General features: G+C 41.8%; 15 protein-coding genes and 1 pseudogene. 6 read left to right on the top strand and 10 right to left on the bottom strand.

The window, feature by feature from the left end; translation table 11 throughout:
• Positions 1-6: 6 nt before the first annotated feature.
• Both dndD and dndE read left to right on the top strand, forming a co-directional pair.
• The gene (gene dndD, locus FIV04_RS03115; RefSeq protein ID WP_152468236.1) at positions 7-2,016 is read left to right on the top strand and encodes a DNA sulfur modification protein DndD; all 2,010 of its coding nucleotides are present in this window, start codon (positions 7-9) and stop codon (positions 2,014-2,016) included.
• Positions 2,016-2,363 carry a DNA sulfur modification protein DndE gene (gene dndE / locus FIV04_RS03110; protein WP_152468235.1) on the top strand — a complete coding sequence of 116 codons (348 nt, stop codon included), beginning with the start codon at positions 2,016-2,018 and terminating at the stop codon, positions 2,361-2,363. Before dndD ends, dndE begins: the two co-directional genes overlap by 1 nt.
• A 146-nt stretch (positions 2,364-2,509) precedes the next feature.
• On the opposite strand, the gene FIV04_RS03105 is transcribed toward dndE, so the two are convergent.
• From FIV04_RS03105 to dptF, 8 genes are read right to left on the bottom strand one after another with little or no spacing between them, the layout of a single operon-like run.
• Positions 2,510-2,965, bottom strand: coding sequence for a hypothetical protein (locus FIV04_RS03105; protein ID WP_152468234.1), 456 nt, complete (start codon positions 2,963-2,965; stop codon positions 2,510-2,512).
• Positions 2,965-4,986, bottom strand: coding sequence for an AAA family ATPase (locus FIV04_RS03100; RefSeq protein ID WP_152468233.1), 2,022 nt, complete (start codon positions 4,984-4,986; stop codon positions 2,965-2,967). Before FIV04_RS03100 ends, FIV04_RS03105 begins: the two co-directional genes overlap by 1 nt.
• Positions 4,967-5,194 carry a hypothetical protein gene (locus tag FIV04_RS03095; RefSeq protein WP_152468232.1) on the bottom strand — a complete coding sequence of 76 codons (228 nt, stop codon included), beginning with the start codon at positions 5,192-5,194 and terminating at the stop codon, positions 4,967-4,969. The genes FIV04_RS03100 and FIV04_RS03095 overlap by 20 nt, the downstream gene beginning before the upstream one ends.
• Positions 5,191-7,287, bottom strand: a complete 2,097-nt coding sequence (locus FIV04_RS03090) for a DEAD/DEAH box helicase family protein (protein ID WP_152468231.1) — start codon at positions 7,285-7,287, stop codon at positions 5,191-5,193. The genes FIV04_RS03095 and FIV04_RS03090 overlap by 4 nt, the downstream gene beginning before the upstream one ends.
• Before the next feature lie 58 nt (positions 7,288-7,345).
• Positions 7,346-7,690: a hypothetical protein gene (locus FIV04_RS03085; protein WP_152468230.1), complete on the bottom strand. Its 345-nt coding sequence runs from the start codon at positions 7,688-7,690 to the stop codon at positions 7,346-7,348.
• Positions 7,683-12,773 (bottom strand): DNA phosphorothioation-dependent restriction protein DptH, encoded by a 5,091-nt coding sequence (dptH, locus tag FIV04_RS03080; RefSeq protein ID WP_152468229.1) that lies wholly within the window; start codon positions 12,771-12,773, stop codon positions 7,683-7,685. Before dptH ends, FIV04_RS03085 begins: the two co-directional genes overlap by 8 nt.
• Complete coding sequence (gene dptG, locus FIV04_RS03075) at positions 12,754-14,094, bottom strand: DNA phosphorothioation-dependent restriction protein DptG (RefSeq protein WP_152468228.1); 1,341 nt, start codon at positions 14,092-14,094, stop codon at positions 12,754-12,756. Before dptG ends, dptH begins: the two co-directional genes overlap by 20 nt.
• Position 14,095: 1 nt before the next feature.
• The gene (dptF, locus tag FIV04_RS03070) at positions 14,096-15,691 is read right to left on the bottom strand and encodes a DNA phosphorothioation-dependent restriction protein DptF (protein WP_152468227.1); all 1,596 of its coding nucleotides are present in this window, start codon (positions 15,689-15,691) and stop codon (positions 14,096-14,098) included.
• Positions 15,692-16,006: 315 nt separating this feature from the next.
• Between dptF and FIV04_RS03065 the strand changes: the two genes are divergently transcribed.
• The 4 genes from FIV04_RS03065 (at position 16,007) to FIV04_RS03050 (ending at position 20,304) form a co-directional block, all read left to right on the top strand.
• Complete coding sequence (locus FIV04_RS03065) at positions 16,007-16,864, top strand: YafY family protein (RefSeq protein WP_152468226.1); 858 nt, start codon at positions 16,007-16,009, stop codon at positions 16,862-16,864.
• A 37-nt stretch (positions 16,865-16,901) separates the two neighbouring features.
• Complete coding sequence (locus tag FIV04_RS03060; RefSeq protein WP_152468225.1) at positions 16,902-17,879, top strand: hypothetical protein; 978 nt, start codon at positions 16,902-16,904, stop codon at positions 17,877-17,879.
• 166 nt (positions 17,880-18,045) lie between these two features.
• A complete protein-coding gene (locus FIV04_RS03055; protein WP_152468224.1) occupies positions 18,046-18,813 on the top strand; it encodes a 1-acylglycerol-3-phosphate O-acyltransferase in 768 nt (255 codons plus the stop codon).
• Between the two features lie 141 nt (positions 18,814-18,954).
• Positions 18,955-20,304 carry an MBL fold metallo-hydrolase RNA specificity domain-containing protein gene (locus FIV04_RS03050; protein WP_152468223.1) on the top strand — a complete coding sequence of 450 codons (1,350 nt, stop codon included), beginning with the start codon at positions 18,955-18,957 and terminating at the stop codon, positions 20,302-20,304.
• A gap of 182 nt (positions 20,305-20,486) precedes the next feature.
• Here FIV04_RS03050 and FIV04_RS03045 read toward each other — a convergent pair whose 3' ends face one another.
• Together FIV04_RS03045 and mtlA are read right to left on the bottom strand one after the other, a co-directional pair.
• Complete coding sequence (locus FIV04_RS03045) at positions 20,487-21,074, bottom strand: MltR family transcriptional regulator (RefSeq protein ID WP_253895368.1); 588 nt, start codon at positions 21,072-21,074, stop codon at positions 20,487-20,489.
• Positions 21,075-21,216: 142 nt separating this feature from the next.
• A pseudogene (gene mtlA, locus FIV04_RS03040) lies at positions 21,217-22,227 on the bottom strand (mannitol-specific PTS transporter subunit IIC); the annotation flags it as partial.
• Positions 22,228-22,281 lie beyond the last annotated feature (54 nt).

Here is a 22,281-nt window from a genome sequence, read left to right as displayed (position 1 = left end):
ACTGAAATGTTGATTACAAAACTAACTTTAAACAACTTTCGCGTGTTTCGCGGTGTGCATGAAATCGACCTGCGCCCTGCTCCTGCTCGTCTAAGTAAAAGTGGCCCTATTGAAGGAACCGAACGACCAATCATTCTGTTTGGTGGTCTTAACGGTGCTGGCAAAACATCGATTCTGACAGCAGTACGACTCGCTCTTTTTGGCCGTCAATCATTTAGCCAAGTTCTGTCAAATGGTGAGTATGTTGATGCCCTATCCGAGCTTATTCATAAAGGTGTCGGCCATGGTGGCGTTCAAGATAACGCATCTATTGAGCTTGAGTTTAAATACAGCCAAAACGGTGAAGAGAACACTTATAAAGTGATTCGCGTTTGGAAGCGCGGTAAAAAAGATAACCTGTGCCTTGAGAAAGATGGTATTCAAATTCCTGAGTTGAACTACGAGCAGTGCCAAGGCTTTCTTAATGAACTTATTCCAACTGGTATCGCTGACTTATTCTTCTTTGATGGAGAAAAAATTGCAGAACTGGCTGAAGACGAATCTGGAACAGTTCTGAAAACAGCTGTACGTCGACTACTAGGTTTAGATGTAATCGCGAAACTCAAAAGCGACCTAAATATCTTCTTGAAAAAGCAAGGTTCCGGAGCTTTAAGTCAATCTCTTAAAGAAGAGATGAATGCATTAGATGAGCGAAGAATTGATCACGAACGTAAAGCTGAAAAGCTTCGTGGTGAGGCTGATATTGTTGATGCTCAAATTGAGCTAGTATCACGCGATATTCTTAACTTGGAAAACAAGCTTTCCCAGAATGGTGGTGCTTGGGCAAAAACCAGAGAAGATGAACAACATAAAGTTGAAAGCTTGCTTAAAGAGAAAGTAGAGCTTGAGAAACAGATTCGTATGGAAATGGAAACCAACCTTCCATTCTCACTTGCTCCGAAAGCAATGCAAAGGCTTCAAACTCAGATCAAACAAGAGCAACAAGTTAAGAAGAAGCAGAACTTTGGTAATGAGCTAGATTCCTTCCTAGAGACTCTATGCTCAAAATATCCAAGCTTTGATACCGAGATGGCGCAAAATGCAATCGCAGACAGCTTTAAAGCACATATTGGTGAATTCGATTCAACTGAGCTTCTTTTGGATATCTCCGATCGCCAAGCGAACACCATCGACTACCAGTTATCCAGCCTATCGCAAGATTCTTTCTCTCGTTTTAATAAGGCACGAGTACGCCTTCAAAAAGTCGAAGAAGAGATCGACAATGCTTCAAATAATATCGCACGAGCACCTGAACAGGAGCAAGTACAAGAGTTGTTTGCAGATGTCCGCGCATTAGATAAGAAAAAAGAAAAACTGATTATCGAATATCATGATTTGCTGGAAAAGGCTAAGCGAGAACTTAGACTAGCTTTAGAAACAGCACGTCAAATTCAAAAGCTGCACGATAAGCACAAAGACCAATCGAACAAAGATCAAAGTATTAGTAATGCGCAAAACTCAATCTTATTACTCGATAAGTTTGGTGAACAGCTAACTAAAGCGCGTGTGAACCAGTTAGAAAATGAGTTCGTTCAGTCATACAAAAAGCTTGCTCGTAAGGAAGATTTACAGCTCACAGCTTCAATCAACCCAGCAACATTCGATGTTGAATTGGTTGATGAGCACGGTATTAAGATCAACCGTAAGGCGATGTCCGCCGGTGAGAAGCAGATCTACGCGATCTCAATTCTAGAGGCTCTTGGCCGTACATCTGGCCGTAAACTTCCAATCATCATTGACACACCACTAGGTCGATTGGATTCACATCACCGTGACAAACTGGTCGAGAACTATTTCCCAACGGCAAGCCACCAAGTTGTAATTTTATCTACCGATACAGAGATCGATAGAAACTACACAAGCCTTATCCAAGACGATATTGCTCGTACTTACGAGATCTGTTTCGACGGTACAACTAAGGCTTCAACGTTGAAAGAAGGTTACTTCTGGAAAGAATCGATTAAGGAGGCCGTGTAATGCTACCGAACCGTATGAACTTAACCCGCTCTACCGAAGAGCAGCTTAAAAAGTTGAAAGGCTATACTGGTATCACTCCAAACGTTTCAGCACGTATCGCTTTCTTCCGCTCCATCGAAAGTGACTTTCGATACCAAGGACAAGAAGCTAAATTAGATGGCTCACTGGTGTTAGATAAGTACACATGGCTTGGTGAAACGGGTGAAGTGACTGAACTCATGTTGAAGATGTACTACCCAGAGCTTGATACTAAAGGGCATCAACAAGCTTGGGCCGCACATGTGGAGGATGGTATCGCTTCAATACGAAATCATAAAAATACGCTAGATTTTTCAATAAAAATTTAAGTCTTTGGCTAACTTAAGTCAGGTGTAAATTTACACCTGACTTCTCGTCTGTAAGATGATGTAGGATCACTTTAGTTTTTATCTGTAATTCATTGACTGTATATTAGGCTGAAAAGAAATATTTTTATTTCTAAAGCCAATTATTTTTAAAATACATTCGCAGGAATTTCAATACTTTCCGACTCTTGGTTAATTAAATAAGTAGCTTTTTCCGCTATCGCATTAAGCAAAGTGTCCGTGCCAAAAGCATCTGTAGGATTATCTGCTAACCACCCTGAAATCTCATACATTCCAGCGTTCACATAGTCTTCAAATATTTTCCAACACTGCCTGTCTTCTTTTAGTATATAGGGGTCTTCAGTTTCTATTAATGCAAATAAATAGACTAGACCTTCCTGCCTATTATTAAAAAAAACTGAATCGGGAATTTCCGGCCCATTATTTTCCACTTTAATACGCTCTCTTTGGAAACCAACCAAGGCTGCAAAAACAGCTAAATCCATATATGTGCGAAAAGTTTTCTTCTGTGTCTTAGCATCCCTATCATCACAAAACTGCCTACATAAATCAGTATATTTTTTGTCAATGTAAATTGTAGCCATTATTTAACCTTTACTATAGTTGACCCGTTGAAAGTAGAATTATATTCGGATTGATTGTATACATTATTATTAATATGTATTTCATCTAATGGTTTATCATTTCTATGAGATTTTTTATGAGAAACCAGAATATACTCACTTCCAACCTTGTCTTCGATTGTTTTACCGACAGTCCCACGCCAATGAGATGAAGATAGCAGTAGAACAAGTTGTTCTGAGTTTTCAGGTAAAAATTTTGCTGTTGCTTCTCGATAGGTTTCATCGAGTTCGCCAAATGGAGCGTCAATGATAAAAGGAGCAACTGTACCTGGTTGCAAGAATTTACCATCAGCTTTACTTCTCTGCTCAGCCATATTTATCAAGGCTGATACAAAAGCTAAATTTAGCAATAGTTTCTCACCTTTACTTTTAGCAACTATATTTCCGTCTTCTCTTACAAGTTCAAAGTTAAATGTATCAGAAACCCTAACAGAATAGTCTTTTCGGCTAAAAGTACTAAGAATTTCATTTACGTCTTTTGCAATAAGAGATTTTGAATCCTTTTCTGTTTCTCTTAAATTTCTCTCGCTGAGATCTGTAAGTTGTTCTACAAATTTAATGCACTTATGCAAGCTGTAACTCTCTGCACCATTAGGTAGTTGTTTCTCAACTTCTTTTTTGAGGGATGCAATAGAGCTTTGTAACTCGGCAATTTCTTTGTTTATTAATCTCTGAGATGCAGAAAAACGTGTTATTTCATCTTTTACATTCCTTTCTTGAGAACGAAGAACCTTTAACTTGCTATCATCGATTTCATCTAATTCTATATTTAATTGAGTTATACCTTCTTTAGAAGATGCGATTAGATTGTTAAATGACTTAACTGAACGTCCTACTTCTAAAAAGTTGTCAATAAAGTCTCTTGACTTATTCCCAATAGTTTCAGCAAAAGAACGAGCCTTCATTATATTTTGTTTTATCTCTGCAGTATTTGCGTGATCTAATAAAGATAATATCGCATTATGCTCTGGCGAATCCGGGCATACATCTCGACCACAAATACACCTAGCAGATGAAACTATATCTTTTACCAAAGTTTCATCATAGGGTGCTGGTACCTTTCCTGTAAGTGTTGTAGTATCAATGAAATTTAAACTTTTTTCACTAATATCTAACCCGAAGACGCGCCATCCATACTCACTAATTAGTTTTTGTCTTCTTACCTGCTCACGCTTTAGATTTTCTTTATGGCTATATAAAGAATTTTCTGCTGATTTTATTCGATTTTTAAGTTCCGTGGCATCTGCAACTTTGCAACTTATTATCTCATCATCAATTCTCTGTCTTTCAAGTTCAAGTTCACTTAGTCTATCCAATATATCTTTCTGTTGTGACTTCTTAGTTGTAAGCGTACTAGTGTTTTCTTTTAATTTATCTTGAATCTTTACAAATTTAGCATTGGCATTATTTACCTTCGTTAATTTTGAGTTCCATTTTTCTTTAATTTGACCAAAATCTTCAATAGCTTGTTCAGCTAGTGTAAAGCCTAGAATATCCCTAATAGCTTTTCTAAAATTCCCCTTGTTGGACTGTAGTTGTGAAATTCCTTCTCCGTGAAATAGAAAATACTCTGCCATATCTTCAGGAATTACGCTATTTAGAAACCGTTTATCACTTCTAATCGGTTCATAACTACCCGCACTTACAGCGAATAGACTTAATTTGGATGTGCCTATGGTGCTATCAAATGTTCTACTTGCACTGTAGGTATTACCCTCATGAAAAAACTCTACCTCAACATCACATGTAGTAATTCCTTCTTTCGTAGCATCTAAATTTACAAGCTCTTCTTGTTTTTCAAAATCAGCAGTAAACTTATCGTAAAAACACCATAAGATACTGTTAAGTATAGTGGTTTTACCGACACCATTCTCGGCATGGATTAGAGTGACGTTTTTTTCTCTGTCCGTTGAAAACTCAATTTTATTGTCATTGCCATAAAACTGGCGAAAGTTAGCTAATTTAATTCTTTTTATCTTCATTATTTAAGCTCTCGATGGCCTTTAGCAAAATTTTCTCAATCTCTTCTAAACGTGCAGATTTGGTAGTATGTTCTATACCAAATAAATACTTTTTTTCTGCTCGAATGACTTCATTGATCGTTTTTTTATGTACACTCAGGTCGATATCTAATAGTTCAGGAGATTCCTTTACCTGATTCAAAAAACCTTTTACTTCTTCAAAATTCATAATAAATGATCCAGATTTGCTTTGTTTATACTTAATAAAGAAAAATCATCTACTCGCTGTTTTTCTTGTTGCATCATAGATGTGAAGCAGTTTATATGATTCCTATTTTCAGGTGGAAATGCGACAAAGTCATATATTACAGCCTTATCTTTGCCTAAAGACTTTCGAAGCACTCTTCCGCGCCGTTGTATATACTGACGTTCATTGCGCGTGCTAGCCATAATAAAGGCTTGGGTACAAGCTGGAACATCGATGCCTTCGTCTAGAACACGTTTCGATACTAAAGCATCTATCTCTGTGTTTTTAAAACTATTCATGATTTTTTTTCTCAATGACAAAGACTGTTGACTAGTAAACTTAGAAGTTCTCCAGCCTCTTCGGTGTAATATTTGAGTTACTTCATCAATAGCATACTCATCATCGCCAACATCATTTTCATAACCACCTTCACCGCAGTAAAATAGCGTATGTGATATGATCTCCTGCCTAGACACTAAGCTTTCAAGGGCTTGTAGCTTTGATGTTAAGTTTCCTAGTAAACGTGTCCGATTTAAATATAGATACATCAACGCATCCTCATTTATCGGTTTACCGGATTCTTTAGTAGCTTCTAGTTTGGCTATACTTGACGTTAGATGTTCATATTGATCAGCTTCTTCATCATTCATTTTGCAGATAACTGGATGATAGTCGTATGGGCATAATACACCATCTTCTATGGCTTCTTTTATGCCGTATTCTGTTACTATTTCACCATAATAACTTTCTAACAACTCCTGCTTATCTACTTCTCTTTCGCTCCAAGGAGTCGCTGATAAACCTAGTCTCAGCCTAGCACTAGGAAACTTATTTAATAGCTTCAGATTTGCATGGTTATGGCATTCGTCACCAACAAACATGATTCGGTCTGAGTTGATTTTATTTACTTCTGCTAGAAATGAAGGGTTGTCTCTCAAAGTATCATTTACAACGACTAATGCTAGGAAAGCAGGTTCAAGAGACAAATTAAACTCTGATATTCTATTCTTAAGCTCCTGTAACCACAGGCTCTGAGATTTGTAACATAACAATGCATGAATATTGAATGCTTTCATCTCCTCATACCATTGCTCAGCTAAACCTTGATAAGGAACCGATACAATTAAACAAAACCCTCGATTAAAGGCTTGGTGATTACTTAATACCGTACTTGCATGCAAAGCAGTGACTGTTTTTCCCGTTCCTGTAGCTAATTTCATAATTCCATGATAATGGTTTTCCGCCCACGCTTTTAATGCTATCTCTTGATGTGTTCTTAACTGATATTTATGTCGCCCTATATATTCCGGCAACTTCGGTAGTTCTCCGATTTCTTCTTGAGAATCTTCTAATATCTTCGTTTCTATTCCTTCAAGAGCTTTAATTATTTGAGAAGCACATTTCCCAGAATGAAATTCTGCTAGTCGTTCTATAAACTCCTTACTCGCTGGTATTATTTTGGTTACAGGCTGGTTATCGTTCCATAATTTTTCAAAGCGTTCTTCAATATCTATTCCATAGAGATTATATATTTCTTCATACCAGCTAAAATATGCATTGATTGATTCTGAATTCAGATCGTCAGATAATGCATTCTCGGTTTCATTTGCTGAACCGATAAATGCAACTTTTTCTCCATCGGAATCAGCGATTATACCTATTTTTTCGTGGTACATACCTCTAGGTCTTAGAGCAAAGCGAATTTGTAAACGTCCACTGGATACCAGAAAAGACAAAGCATCCAAACGCCTACATTCAAGGTCATCTTCTAGGTTTAGGAAGAATTCCGAAATTTGTCTTTGTATTTCCGAATGCTGGCTATTAAGACCTACACCTCTTTTAATTGCTTCAAAATCCTCAACACTAACAGGGTACCCAATGATTAAACGCATATCTCCGCCAGAGCGCAACAAAGGGGCAAGACCTCGTGCAGCTATACTCAAAGATGCTGAAGAAAAAAAGCCAACCGCACGGTAATAGCATTGAGCATCTCTCAATGCTGGAATATAGAAGTCTTTTACAATTGAGCTATTCTCAGAAGAATAACTGACCTTTAACCCTGCTCTAATTAGCATATACTCGCCCCAAATATTTTTTACACACGTGGCCTTTGAATTTAACTAAAATATATATCTACCTAATAATTAAACCTTTTTTCTTAGCCAAACATGCTAAAGCACATAAAGGGGCAATTATATCTAGGTATCCTCGCTGGTATGTAGCTTCAACTAACGTCCCTATTTCATCACCATACCTCTCTGTGACACGAGTAGCATTGCGAATATGTATTTCCTTTCCGAGACGACCTAATTGCTTAAACTCCGTCATGTAAGCAATTATTTCTGGTGAGTGATTTAATTTTGAGTCATACCATTCTCTTAAGGTAACTACTTCTGCATTTCGCTTTGCTATTTCTACTTCCTCAATTCTCGCTAACACCTCAGGTGTTTTACGAATGCTAACTTTTTTGCTATTCATAAACTGGCAACTCCCAAAACGCCCTATCGCGCATCTTAATTATCTTCTTAGCTCCATCAATGTATAAACTGTAGTGTTTCTCTAGCTTATTGATGGTTTCCATCAGCTTCTCTTGCTCGGCTTTCTCGTTTACACCAAACATTGCTTTTAGCTCTTGAGGGCGAATCTTCGCTACACGGTGAATTACCCAAGTAAGCACATAACTTGAGTAGTCATTTTCACCAGTTTGGAAGTGAGTAATATCTTGTGTAGAAAGAATCACACCAACACCGTATTCACGGCCTTCCTTCAAGATCTTACGTAAGCTTGGGAAGTTCTGAGACATGAAGTTGTCAGCTTCATCCACCAAAATCATCTTAGTGATTTGACGGAAGTCGCCCTGCACTTCTGGCTTACCCTTCTTCTGCATCTGTGAGTAGAAAAGGTCTAGCGTAAGTGCAACGACAAGGTTTTGGATCTCTGCTGGGTAACCCGCAAGTTCAACTACTGTGATGCCATCAACCAAGTCATAAAGGCTCATACACTTGGTATTGTCGTCTTCAAAGATCTCTAGCTCGTATAAGCTCTCAAGTGCCGCGTATAATGAATCTTCATCTGGGTCTGTTTCAATAAACAAGTCCCATACTTGTGAGATTGTTGGAGCTGGTTTTGACCAAGTGCTTGGATCCGCTTTGCGAATACCCGTTAACTCATACGCTTCCCCCACCAGCTTACGCAAGCGCAGTTGTTGCTTTTGACCTAAGCCAAACGCTTTACCCATGGTTTCCGAGAAACCACGCGCGGTATGCACTGGCAACATTGGCGTATCACCAAACAAGCTCAGTGGGTTGTACGGCAGTTTGTGAAGGTTAAACTTCTTACCCGCTGTCGCCTGTTGGAACTTATCGTCTACATAATCGGATTTGTAGTCGAAAATAAGCATACCAATAGGTGCACCATTTACGTTATCTGCTTGGTTGCGGTAAAGCTGGGTGATCACCGACTTGGTAAACTGAGTTTTACCCGTACCCATGGTGCCGATAATACCGGTATTGGTATTCATGAATTTGGCAGTATTGGTTGGCTCCCAGTTCAGTGGTGCTTGTGTTAGCGCATTATGACCAAACAACACGTTTAAGTTGCTGTTAGACTCAACCTTCATAGGCTCAACTACTGGCGATACTTGCTCTTCAACAACCGGCTGCTCAGGCTGCACTGATTCTGTAGTTTCAACCTCATCAGACTCCACCACTACAGGCTGTGATTCAGCTTCAGCGAGTTTTTCTAATCGAGTTTCACCATTCAGCACATACTCACTTGGCACGTGGCAAAGTTTCACCACATCTAATTCGTTCAACACTTCTTGCAGCGGAGTTTCCACCAGACCAGGAAGTAGCCCCATAGGTAGGTCGACTTTTAACACCCCTTCCATCATTTGGTAGTCAGGTTGTAAACAGCCAGCCCCTTCAAGGTGGCTGACCACAAAGCCTTCTGGGTAATCTGCGATTTGGCCAAGTGAGTAGTCGCCTCTTAGCCACTCTTCTTTGTTAGCCAGCAAAGTGTCGAAGTAATCATCAGCGAACACCTTGTATAGGCGATACTTATCAACTTGCATCAACACTTGGCGCATAAACAAACCACGGTATAACTTGCTCGCTAAGTCTTTGTTACCTAGTAAGTCTTGGCTTAAGTAACGCAATAGCTCTTTCGATTGTTTAACGGCTTTATTGTAATTTGGCACCGAACCCGTTTTCACTTCGACAGGTAGCAGGTACATGTCTTGGTCTTTGAAACCAACCAGCAATACATCGTCAGAAATTTCGCCTTTCTTGTAACCTTGAACGTTACGGGAGAATTCGCTGTCAGACATCTTCAGACCAATATTACCCGATACGCGAATCATCTCGGCAACGGACAGCGGAACCCATGTAATGTCTGAATCATGCACTAGGCTGGTCACAAACTTGTAGGCACCAATCACGCCTTTGCGCTCTTTATTGATGGTTGGCGCACAGGTCATCATTTTCAACAGCCAATCACCGTTGAACGCGTTGAACTCATTGATTTGGCCGCCATCTCCTTGCTTGATGACTTTCTCAAACAAACCGCGCTGTGCAGTAACGGTGATTGCATCGTAGCTAGAAGAACTGGTGTACTGATCTGAATAGTGAATCAATACTACATCTTCATTACTGTGGAAGAAGTCTAATGTCACTTTCGGATCAATAATGGTCGTCCAGATAGAGCTATCGTATGAACGTTCCAGTAAGCCTTTAAAGTCCTCACTGACTGCTAAGGCAACTGCATTTGCACCGTGATATTGAGTATTCGGTTTGAGTGCAGGCTTTAATAGAGCACCAACATACTTCGCCATCATCAAGTGTGGGTGGTCTTGGTAGTCCGTACCTTTCAATCCAAAGCCCGTAAAGTACGAACCTGATTTACTTTCAGAAGCATCACCTGTTAGTAGGCCATCACAAGCAATACCTGATGCCATGTCTTCTATCGCAATATCTGAACAATCAACTTTGTCGTTATTACGGAAGAAAGAAAGGTGTGCGTATGACTGGCCATCTTTCTCTGCCTGAGCATTCGTGAACTTACTGTACGTTAGACGAGTACGAAGGATGTCGATAATAGTATCGGCAACCTCACGCACTTTACCTTTGTTGAGCTCTAACCACTCTTTTAGTTCATCGTAATTGGCTGTTTCTGCGAATCGGTCAAACGCATTGAACGCTAGCTTATCGTCATACAGGTTAATGTGAATCGATGCAGACTGCTCTTGATTGCTACGGATGTAATCCACCAGCCCCATAAACAGCTCTTCAGCACTGTCTTGGTTCACCGCATTAACGATAATGCTCTTCTCAGAGCCTGTGAACAGTTGGCTGAATGCAGTTTGGAACTCATCGATTTTCTCTTTTACCAGCTTACGGACGAATGTAAGAGAACTTTTCTCTTGAGGGACGCTCTTGATCCAAAACGCGTTCTCTTTCACCTGCTGGTTGTAGGAAAACTCATGTTTAGGATGGTAAACATATGGCAGCAAACCTTTTGGCGACAAGCGTTCAAAGGTGACATCAGGAAGCTGAGCAAAGCTCTTATCATCACGAATCGCACCTCTTAGATTGAGGTAATAAGCCAAAATCAGCGGATGGAAAGGCGAGTAGTATTCTTCGTCTTCAGATTGCACCAAACCGATTTTCAACGCTGATTTCTGTTCTTTTGTCAGCATGCTACCCGTTGGGATTGCTTCAAAATACGCTAAGCAAGCATCAACTGTATGTTGGACGAGTGTTGTAAACTCATCGCCCCAAGATGCCAGTGATGGTGTGCTACGGCGTTGTTCTAGGTAATCAAAAAGCTCAACGTAAGAGGAGTGAATAGCATCATCAATCGCTTGCAGGTCATCGAGCTTAATTGCCCCAGAATCCGCAATAGACACGACTTTGTTGTTGATGAACTCTTCTTCCCAACGCAACAGTTTTAAACGGACACCTGGAACAACAAACTCACTGTTATCAATGCCGACTTTGCCTTTTTGAGAATAAAACTCACCGTTGTATTCATCTTTGAAAAGCTTGTGGTAACGACCTCTATTAAGCAGTAAGGGTAAACTCAATGAATCAGTCGCTACTGCACCTTCAACATTAAATTTGAGCTGGTTATCACCTGATTTAACGGCAAAATCTATTTCATCAGCTTCATTAGCTAATGCTTCAAAATCCACGAAGGCGTAGTCTGCAGCATCGACAACCTGCTTGGCATCAAGCAGTGAATATGCGCTGCCTTCGTTGGCTCTGATTTGTAGTTTGTTCTCTTCCATATTCAAGGTTAAACGCTGCTTCGCTGGTGCAGGCTCTACCAAGAAGATGTTTTTGAATGGCTCAATATAGAACTCGCCTTTACGAACCACTAAACAACGGAAGTTATAAACCTCAGATTTATTCTCGCGCTTTAGAGCCAAGTTAAAGAACAGCGGTTCATGCTTGTACGTACCTTTCAAACTAGCTCGTGTTGTTTTCAGACCATTCAATGTGGTAATCACTTCTTCATTATTCAGCGCTTTTGCTGGCTGAATTTTGAACTGGCTTTTATCGAGATTACTCGCACCTTGGAAGATCAGCTTCAGTTCAAACTCATTAACACCTTCATCTAACTCGATGATTAAGTGGCGATCACGCATGCCTGCTTTGGTCTCTGCACGATTACGAGCTGTGATGGTCATACCGTCGCTAGCCTGCTCCTCTTCAAGAACAAGCTGCTGCTGAGCATTGCGCTTTTTCTCTTGTAGGAATGCTTCGAACTCAACGTCTTTCCATGCATCCGTTTCTGAGAAGTTCTCTTTAATAAATTTCTCGCCGAATGATTTCAAGCGGTCTTGAAGCTGACCACCAAAGTGTTCAACTTCAAAAGAGAGCTCTTCGTATAGTGCACGGTTATCTTCTAGGCGTTTTTTGATTTGCTTAGGATTGCCGCTCATTTCAGCTACGAGCGGATCTTCAAACATGCCCAACTCATTGAAGCGCAAGTCACCGTCTTCAACGGCTTTGTATAGAGACTCAAAACCAAACATGGTTGCGCCATCTTCTAAAATGGCATCGAATTGATCATCAAGCAGACAGTTAGACACATCGCGCCCTTTGTCTTGCTGATCGATTAACCCTTTCATTGCCGCTTTGATCTTTGATGCGCTCCAAACTTGTCCCACTTGAGCCAAGTCTTCGGCAGAATTTATCAAGGTATCAAGCAAGCTGTTGTGGATCACAACTAGCGCGCAACCTTTTAAGTAGCCAGATTGGCTCGCCACTTCGTCGCGTAGATGAGAGATGTAGTTTTCAGTGAAGCCTTCGAACTCTGCTGGGTTTTCGCTATGAATCACAGGTACGATTTTGCAACCTGACAGTTCAATGAATCGCAACTTGATATCGTTAGTCGCATCAATGCTGTTTTCAGAATGAGCCGTCATCGCCTTATACAAGCGCATGCTATTTTCATTATCTGGCGACTTAAACTGATAACGGAAACCTGCCTTGATGTGTGTTTCAGCATCCGCTAAAAACTGCTCTACTAGAAAGGTCTCAAATTGTTTTACGGACATAAACTGCGTCTCCACTATCACTCATGCGCTCTACGTTACCAATGCGCTCATAGAATTTAATTAGTTCTTGTTCTGTTTGTTTATCAACGAAAATGCCACGTTGCTCAAAGGCTGTGATCAGTTCGTGGAAACGGAGTTTGTCCTTTTCTCCAACAACTAGGTTGGTCAATAAGATGATGTAGTCTTGGTTAAGTACTAATACTCGACCACTGCGACCTCGGCTTTGAATAAAGTGAGACGCTAAGTACTTTTCTACTTCTGACACATACTTCTTGTTGATATTGAAACGCTCACCAAAGCTAAACTGTGCGGATGCTAGTTTCATTATGTTACCGAGCCAGTCGAGCGCCAGTTCAGATTCATCTAGAGTCGTGTCTAGATTACGCTGTGATTTAAACGCTCTGGCAAAGTTTTCTAGTTGTTCTTTTAGGTGCGTCGATTTCGACTCTTGGATACCCTTCGATATCTCCCACAGGGGTACTTTTATCGCCTTCTTATCTCCAACACCCGGCTGAAGTAGCTCAAGCATCGTCAGCATAGGAAATAGTCGAGTGGCTGACTCATTAAACAGCTTATAGCCATGATTCTTAATATGAGTACGCTCATTACTGGCACGCTCATGATCCATAATGAAATAGAGAGGCTTCGCTACTGGCTCTTGACCACTGCGCCAATCTGTTAGCGCTAAACTCAGCTGCGCTGTGTATGCGAAACCATAAAAAGACAGGAACGACTCTATTTCACTAAGCAGATACTTAGGGCGACTTGCCAAGAATTTCAGGTCGTCACGGAATGCTTTCGAAAGATAAGGTAGATATGGCTTTTCGCTCGCTTGCAATGACGAGTCAGACTTCATTTTTCCACGAAGCGTAGAAAGCATTTCACGTTCAATAAAGTTTAATTTGGCATCAAACTCTTCTACACGCATGTTCTGAAGTAAATTGGTGTACATAGAAGCAACACGTGAATCACCCGCTGCAAATTCACCTTTTTGTGCACGGAACAGAAGGAGTTCAGGGCTCACAGTAAAGATGTCTTTGTTTTCAAAGTACATCTCTTTTAGCACTTGCCAAAACTCTTCTTCACCAAGCTTTTCTTCAAACGCGCTTTGGCAGTCGGCCACAAACTCGTCGTAGCTATAGCCTTCTACCTTTTTACGTAGAAGCCCACGCAAAACCAAACCTATAACTGCATCAAAGTCAAAATCATTGCCTTTGGTTCGAATAGGTAAGTAACTGCTTAGGCTGTTTTTATTCGGCACACCTTCCGCAGTTTGTGGCAACGATTGGTTAAATGGTTGGGTGTAATTATCCATTGTCATTTTATAAACCACTCACTTCGAAATATTCATCATCTTCATTCACGATCTTATAGCGCTTATCGTTTTTCAGAATAAACAGAGTATTCTTTTCGTTCGCTACCGTGATGATCTGCTCAATCACTTCATCCAACAAAAGCACCGCATTTTTATCATGCTTATTCGGACGGTACCCTTGGTTGATTTTTTCCAACAACTCCAACAAGTTAATACTTATCGGCATTGGCAAAAGTGAATGATCGTCGACTCGAATATGAGCGTTAAATGAGCCTATCTTGCTCACCGCTTGTGTTTTAATCGATGAAAAATCAGGTTTTACTTCAAGTTCAGCCGCTGTTTTAAAGCCGTTGTATTCAGAGATAAAAAACTGGTCTTTATCAAGTGATGGCGAATTGCGGTTACAGTAGCGATGCACAGCTGAAATGAGAGTGTCTTTATAGAACTTATTCAGCTCTTTCTTCTGCTTTCCTGAACCATCAAACTCACGGTGAAGCAGCCAGATGTTTGCGTATTGATCGACCAAAGAGTTATCAAAGTCTGCTTTCAGCTCATTAATGTAATCATTCGCAAATTGCGCTTCGTCTTTCAACAGGTAAACCATGCGTAAGTATGAAGCAGCAGTGAGCACATCAAATACACCTTGTGCTTTCACCTGATCTTTAAGTTGTGTAAAGCCTTCATCTTCAATTCCCAAACCAAACTGAAGGACGAATTCGTCGATTTTACGAGTGTGAATATTGCTTGGGTCAAAGCTTTGAATATGCTCTAAAAGCTCGTTATCTGAGCCAGAGAATAGATTGTCAAACAGGTAGTCATCGCCCGCTAAGATCTGGTACACAAAGTCCAGCAACGCTCGCGCCGTTAGGAACTGATCTTTGATTAAGCGAGCTTTCAGTAGCAAAGAAATAATATTCTTCTGCACAGATTCTAGCCCCAGCAACGCATAGTTCGCTGTGAGCTTGCTGTGACCTAGCTTTTGAACTTCACTGTCATAAAGTGCGTAAAACGGGTTATCTAACGTTGGCTCAGTTAAACGAGCAAGAAACTTGGCTGCAAAGTCAGAAGTGCTAACTTCATGCCCCAGTGTGAATTTCGGGTATTGTTCGAAATCTAAGAAAATGTGGTTCGTTGGAATATCGTCCGTTTTGTTTTCCAAGAACGCTTTTATCGAAGCTTTAATATCGTCATGTTGCTCAGCACCTTCCTCAGCATAGTTGCCTAACATTCCGATATTAATGCCAACAACAAGTGGCTTTTCATTTCCTTTGAACTGTGAGAATCGCTCATCTAACGCATTAATTGCGGTTTGATTTGGATTGAAGCTGTGTGTCGCATCAAGATGAAACTCATGTGTCGCTTTGTGCTTCTGGCTGTATTGAGTCAGGATCTCAGACTTACCGTCACCACTACTACCACACAAGAAGATGATGTCATTTTTCTTTGAGGACAATAGCGACTTTTTAAAGTCGACTTCGATGTCTGTAGTGATGTACACATGGCTCTTATAGTCAGCCAGAAGATCTTGATTTTGCTCTCTTTCTGTACTTACCGCGTAGGGCGATGATTTAGAAAGTATGCTGAGGGCTTTTTCTAAGTTCAAAGGAATCTCTTCAAAATTTGATTAAACGGACTTATTTTGTGGAAATAAATAGTATCAAACACTGCAAAGTAACGGTACTTACAACCATAAAAAATGGAAAATATGGATGATTTAGCACCTCGGTATGCAACATGTTTATATAACACGCTTTGTAAGTAATATTGCGATTAGTATTAGAAAAGTATGATTTAACTTACATTGTTTTACTTATCGCGACTCAACTTTAACGGACGAGTATGTACTATAGCCACGTTAAAAATGTACGTATATTCTGTACGCATCAACATGTATCATTTTCAGGCATTAGGTACCGGTATGGCAGTTAAGTGGGATCAGCTAATACGCTTCAAACTGATTGAGGTAGTGGCACTATGGGAAGGTAGAGTTACGACCAATCATTTATGTAACTCTTTTAATATTAAGCGCCAACAAGCTTCGCGAGATATTAAGGCTTACCAAGACCAGTTTGAGATGCCACCTTTAATCCATGATCGCAGCCTCAAAGGTTACCGACCAATAGATAGCTTTATTCCAAAGTTCACCAAAGGCACACCCAACGAGTACTTATCGTTATTGCACAAATATAACGATGAACATGTTGATGGCTTTGACCTAAAAGACTTGGGGTATGCCGATTCTATTGTGCTTTCCGTACCAGATAGGCATGTAGCCCCTGTTATCGTACAAAAATTACTGCAAGCCGCACGTGAAAAACGCCGTGTTGATATCGAATATGTGTCGATGGATAACCCTGAAGGTCGAGGTAGAAACATCATCCCTCACACAATTGTCTTTGATGGATTTAGATGGCACGTAAGAGCGTATTGCGAGGAGAGAAGTGCCTACTTAGATTTTGTGTTAAGCCGTTTCAGAGGCGTACCCGAGCTACTTGATGAAGCTGATATAAATCTAGAGGCAGACCTCGATTGGGATACTCATGAACAGGTAGAGGTTATCGCTAATCCAAATCTATCTGTCGCTCAACAGGAAGTGGTGCGCGCAGATTACAACATGGATAAAAAGCCGTTAATTATCTCATGCCGTCGAGCTCTGATTAAATATCTAATCAAACGTTTAGATGTTTGTGTCGACAAAAGAAAGCTCGCGACATCACCGAAAAAATACCAATTAACCGTTGCAAATCCATCAACCATTAAACGTTGGCTAATTTGATTTCCTATATCTAGAAGCCCATTGCGACCTATAGACGATGACTAAACTGACTGTAGATACTTACTCTAAAATCGATGTACCCTTCAACTCACGCCACACCTGCTGGTTCTGTGGGGAGCCGTCAAGTGATTGCTTAGAGTTCCCTAAAGCTGCCGAGTCTATCGCCAAACTCGAACACCCGCCATTAGCAATTCCTGCTTGTGGTGAATGCCAAAGTATTAGCTACTCCAAAAACGTAACTTCCATTTGGGTACTGAGAGATAAAATTAAACAGGCGTTAATCAACAAGTATGCTAAACATCTCGGGATAGGTGAGAACTGGACAGAACAAGAGTTACTAGACTGTGAGTTCTCTGGAGCAATCTTGGGTGGCTTTGGCAAAAGTGCCTGGAAAATGTATCAGATCGCGAAACAAAGGATCGATTACCAAGGTTGGCCTTTAGCTATTGATACTATCCCTCTCAATGTTTATGACGAATCTGCTGGTTTTGAGTTTGATGGCACCCGCTACGCCAACGTGTATTCATGTATCGATTACTTCGTTAAAGCCGTCGGGGTAAACAAAGAGTTGCTCACCCAGTTGGTTGATATCGTTACACCAGCTCGATTTGGCTATGCATTACGAATCGCTAAACTTAATAAAAATGCTTCTAAAGCAGCCCGTTTAGATATCGTAGATGAAGTGCTACAGCAAGAATCAGAACAAGAAGAAATTGAGCTTGAAAGACAACACTCCGAGCTAACTTTTGATGAGGACGCTGAAGAGGTCAACATCTCTGGCACCATCGCACCTAAATTTGCCATCCAATGGGCTTTAGCACATAAAGTGAAAGACTTAGATCATCTGTGTTCACTCGAAGATGACTACTTCGATTACTTTGAACACCTTGGTGGCCCAGCCGCTTTTATGTCTTATAACGGACTTCAGTTGTATCTAGAATCTCGTGAAGATCCTGTCTGGGTAGAAAACCAAGATCCAAACAAAGACCTATGGGTTCAAGCACATAGCCAGTGAACACGTGTGTGCTGATACCCTAGATTCTTGGCTGCGGTTTTATATACATCTCTCACTCTTGATGTCTGCCGCTCTCAAAATGTTGCAACTTGGTTAAATAGAACTGAAGCTCTAATCTTCTTCAACGGTTTGAATACTGCCAATGTGCAGTGGAAAGGAGTCGGCTGTGCTTACTGTTCTTCGTCTTATTTTGGCTACGGTGTTTGTGGTTACCACAACACTGAGTGCGCTTGTTTTCTGTCTGTTTAGCCCTAAAAACCCTAAGCATGTGTATTTCTTCTGTCGCTGGTTCAATCAACTACAAAAGATTCTTGGCCTTACAATTATTCAGCGCGGGCTAGAGAACGCGCCAACGCCGAAAAACAGCGTGTACATCTCGAATCACCAGAGTGTGTTTGATTTCGTTACCGATCCGGGAATGCTAAGACCGCGCACCGTATCACTGGGTAAACGCGATCTATTGTGGATCCCATTCTTTGGCGTTTTGTATTGGATCACGGGTAACATCTTGATCAACCGTGAAGACAAATCCAAAGCCAGAGATACGATTAAGCAAGTAGCTGAGGCTATTCACCAAAGAGACCTATCGGTATGGGTTTACCCAGAAGGTACTCGTAGCAAAGGCCGTGGACTCTTGCCTTTTAAAACGGGCGCGTTCCGCATGGCGATTGAGGCAGGTGTGCCTATTACCCCAATGTGTACCAGTACCACTCACAACAAGATTGATTTGAATCGCGCCAACAACGGCATTGTGATCACTGAAATGCTCGAACCTATCGATGTGTCGGATTACGAACTGGGTGATGCCAGAGCCCTTGCTGATCACTGCCACACTTTAATGGCGGAAAAAATCGCTCAGCTTGATGCAGAAGTCGCGCGCTTAGAGGCTGAAGCCAGTCCAAAGCTCGATACACGTAAAAGTTCTACCCAATAGTAGAGTCATATCTCGCGACAATTGGGCTGAGTGAAGGCTCAATTACATTTTATCGCTCGCGGCCTCGCAACTCTCGTCGCTGCTATTTTCTTTGCCCGTCCCGATTAACACAATTGAGGTTGGCTTTAATAGGAGCAACGAATGCAGGTTATTCATCACGGTGGTAAACATACAGTTACGGGCTCTTGCCATGAGCTTAGAGTGGAAGACCAAGCAATACTGATTGATTGTGGTCTGTTTCAAGGCGCAGATACTCGCCCATTAGAAGTTGAGTTTGAGACTCAGCATCTAAACGCTTTGCTGCTGACCCATAGCCATATTGATCATATCGGTCGCATTCCATGGCTGCTGGCGACTGGCTTTAATCAACCAATCATATGTACCAAAGCGACGGCCGCCATTGCCCCACTGATGATTGAAGATGGTCTGAAACTGCAAGGCTTTAGCCACCGTCAGCGAAAGCAAATCCTCAAAAGAATTCACTCACTAATACAGCCTCAAGCCTACCATCAGTGGTTTCCAATTCCGCGAGCACCTCACCTCCACAAGCAAAAGGATCATGGTAGGCCAAATACTCTTTATGCTCGTTTTCAACCCGCGGGGCACATACTTGGTTCGGCTTATATTGAGGTTAAATTGCCCAGTGAAGAGGTCGTGGTGTTTTCTGGGGACCTTGGCCCAAGCAACACTCCTCTACTGCCCGATCCAGTGTCACCTGAACGAGCAGACTATCTATTTATTGAATCGACCTATGGTGCGAGCAATCATTCCAATATCTCTGAGCGTGCAGAAACTCTAAACCGCATTATTGACCACTCATTGGAAGATGGTGGCGCAATCCTTATTCCCGCCTTTAGCGTTGGAAGAACTCAAGAGCTACTGTTTGATATTGAACAGATGATCGAGCAGCGCTCTCTGAGTCGCCAACTGCCCATCATTCTTGACTCGCCAATGGCACACAAGATCACCCGCTCCTATCGTCAATTCAAAGAACTATGGGGAGAGGAAGCGAAACAGAGATTAGCAGCACACCGCAATCCATTGGCGTTCGAGCAGTGCATTACGATTGATGATCACCGAGCCCACAAGAAACTGGTCAACAGACTCAAATCGACTGCAGAGCCTGCAATAGTCATTGCTGCATCGGGGATGTGTCAGGGTGGACGAATTATGAATTACCTATCGGCTTTACTACCCGACCAGAGAACTGATGTGATTCTTGCGGGTTACCAAGCCCATGGAACATTAGGTCGTGCTTTGCAGCAAGGGGAAATGTCTGTAGAGATCGACCAAGCTCATATCTCAGTGAATGCACACATTCATACGATGTCTGGTTATTCCGCTCACGCGGGTCAAAACGATCTTATGCGCTTTATCGAGGGTATCACTCCCTCACCAAATTCTATCCATTTGATTCATGGTGAGCCAAAAGCTCAGACTGCCTTTGCCAAACTACTTAAAGGGCGTGGGTATAGAGTGTCATCATTCTAAGCAAGTCCCCCTCAACAAAGAGTAAAACGCTTTTAGCCGAACCCTTCGGGCAGCGTTTGCTGGTCATTTCTACTGCGTTATCGGCTTTTCATGTAGGCTAGCTACACATCAAAACCTCTGCCTTGTAGAAATACCCAGCAACTCGCTGCAAAAATCAGCTCGAAAGGTCAACACGCCCTAGTTCAAGAGGGAAGAAACGAGGTGTCACAATGGCAGATTTGTCTCACCAGTTCTGCGATGGCCAATACTATGCTCGACTGCACCTTTTGGTTGTGACGGTCAATGAACATGGTCAGCATCTCTTCCGGTAGGCTGTTGGCTGCTTGCTGATCGTAATCGATAGGCATCACGCTTTGTACCACGTGGACTTTCTGCAGCTCTTCAATCACATCTGGGTCGGTAAAGTAGATGCTGCTTTGTGGCGTGTCTGCCCACTCTTTCAGGGTCACAAAACGCTCTACATCTTCATAGATTTCACGGTTAATCATACCAAGTCCATACAGCAGCTTGCTGCGAACCATCACATCCCCTAAAGGACCTTGATTCTTAAGCAGAGGATCAACCACAAACTTCACGGCGTAATCGTCTTTATAGAAGATAGTTTGCATTAACACGCCAATAGTATCGTCCAAGGCATGATAGGCCGCTAAGAACACCGCACTGGCGTCCTCAGCAGTCGAGATCACTTCCAGCAGTTCTGCTTCATTAGGCAAGTCGATGGGCTCTATGGTCTTTGAAAGCATGGCACTTTCTGCTCGCGTGTTTCTCATATTTACCTCTAAGCCTAAGGTGACGTTGGTCTATCGCTGTGAGAACGTCGTCATTTTAAAGTGATTAGTCTGACGTTCGATTTGAAAAGCGTGGTCGACCTGTTAAGTAGCCTTCTTCCTGCTCAGCTTCCGTACTTTGCTCTGTTTTTAGAATCAGTGATGAACATAAGAACGACACTAAGGTTGAGATAGCGATAGAAAGTGCGACACCCAACATTGATGATTTAGGCGCCATCACCAAAATAGCGAAGATAGAACCCGGAGAGGCTGCCGACACCAAACCCGCATCAAACAGGACCAGTGTTGTCACGCCCGCCATACCACCAGCAATCAAAGCGAAAATCAGGCGAGGCTTCATTAGCACGTAAGGAAAATAGATTTCTTGAATGCCGCCGAAGAAATGGATGATGGATGCACCACCAGCTGTTTGTTTAGTGCTGCCTTTGCCAAACGCCATATAAGCCAATAACACCCCAAGACCTGGGCCTGGATTAGACTCAATAAGGAATACTAACGACTGACCATATTGTTCAACCTGCTGGATTCCGATTGGTGAGAAAACGCCATGGTTAATCGCATTGTTGAGGAAAAGAATTTTCGCCGGTTCCACTAAAATAGAAACCAAAGCCAGTGAGCCAGTGTCGACCATGGCCTGGACACCTGCGGCCAACATAGTCGAAACCACTTTTACAGCAGGTCCAACAATCAAAAAGGCGACGATGGCACACATCATTCCTACGATGCCCGCAGAGAAGTTGTTCACCAGCATCTCAAAGCCACTGCGAACCTTGCCTTCGATGGCTCGGTCAAAGCGTGCAATCACAGCTCCACCTAATGGTCCAATGATCATCGCTCCCATTAGCATCGGAACATCAGTGCCAACAATCAGGCCCATTGTTGCTATAGAACCGACAATTGCGCCCCGCTCTCCCCCAGTCATTTTACCGCCGGTGTAGCCAATCAACAGTGGAATCAAGAAGGTGATCATTGGGCTAACCATCGAAGCCAGAGCTTCATTCGGCCACCAGCCCGTTGGTATGAAAAGTGCGGAGATCAGTCCCCAAGCAATAAAGGCACCAATACTAGGCATAACCATGTTCGCAAGAACACGACCGAAACTCTGAACTTTGATTTTTGAACTTGGGGAGAACATATAGAACCTGAAACACATCTGTAACAATCAATGACTCTGGTAAAATCTGCAAAC

Source organism: Vibrio sp. THAF190c, from assembly GCF_009363355.1.
In the GTDB taxonomy this organism is placed as follows: Bacteria; Pseudomonadota; Gammaproteobacteria; order Enterobacterales; family Vibrionaceae; genus Vibrio; species Vibrio fortis_A.
The sequence above is the reverse complement of the archived record's forward strand: the minus strand, read 5'-3'. Positions and strand labels throughout refer to the sequence as shown.

Excerpts from the sequence above, each read along its gene's own strand:
- dndD (WP_152468236.1), top strand. The coding sequence starts at position 7 with ATGTTGATTACAAAACTAACTTTAAACAACTTTCGCGTGTTTCGCGGT.
- dndE (WP_152468235.1), top strand. The coding sequence starts at position 2,016 with ATGCTACCGAACCGTATGAACTTAACCCGCTCTACCGAAGAGCAGCTT.
- FIV04_RS03105 (WP_152468234.1), bottom strand. The coding sequence starts at position 2,965 with ATGGCTACAATTTACATTGACAAAAAATATACTGATTTATGTAGGCAG.
- FIV04_RS03100 (WP_152468233.1), bottom strand. The coding sequence starts at position 4,986 with ATGAAGATAAAAAGAATTAAATTAGCTAACTTTCGCCAGTTTTATGGC.
- FIV04_RS03095 (WP_152468232.1), bottom strand. The coding sequence starts at position 5,194 with ATGAATTTTGAAGAAGTAAAAGGTTTTTTGAATCAGGTAAAGGAATCT.
- FIV04_RS03090 (WP_152468231.1), bottom strand. The coding sequence starts at position 7,287 with ATGCTAATTAGAGCAGGGTTAAAGGTCAGTTATTCTTCTGAGAATAGC.
- FIV04_RS03085 (WP_152468230.1), bottom strand. The coding sequence starts at position 7,690 with ATGAATAGCAAAAAAGTTAGCATTCGTAAAACACCTGAGGTGTTAGCG.
- dptH (WP_152468229.1), bottom strand. The coding sequence starts at position 12,773 with ATGTCCGTAAAACAATTTGAGACCTTTCTAGTAGAGCAGTTTTTAGCG.
- dptG (WP_152468228.1), bottom strand. The coding sequence starts at position 14,094 with ATGACAATGGATAATTACACCCAACCATTTAACCAATCGTTGCCACAA.
- FIV04_RS03065 (WP_152468226.1), top strand. The coding sequence starts at position 16,007 with ATGGCAGTTAAGTGGGATCAGCTAATACGCTTCAAACTGATTGAGGTA.
- FIV04_RS03060 (WP_152468225.1), top strand. The coding sequence starts at position 16,902 with ATGACTAAACTGACTGTAGATACTTACTCTAAAATCGATGTACCCTTC.
- FIV04_RS03050 (WP_152468223.1), top strand. The coding sequence starts at position 18,955 with ATGCAGGTTATTCATCACGGTGGTAAACATACAGTTACGGGCTCTTGC.
- FIV04_RS03045 (WP_253895368.1), bottom strand. The coding sequence starts at position 21,074 with ATGAGAAACACGCGAGCAGAAAGTGCCATGCTTTCAAAGACCATAGAG.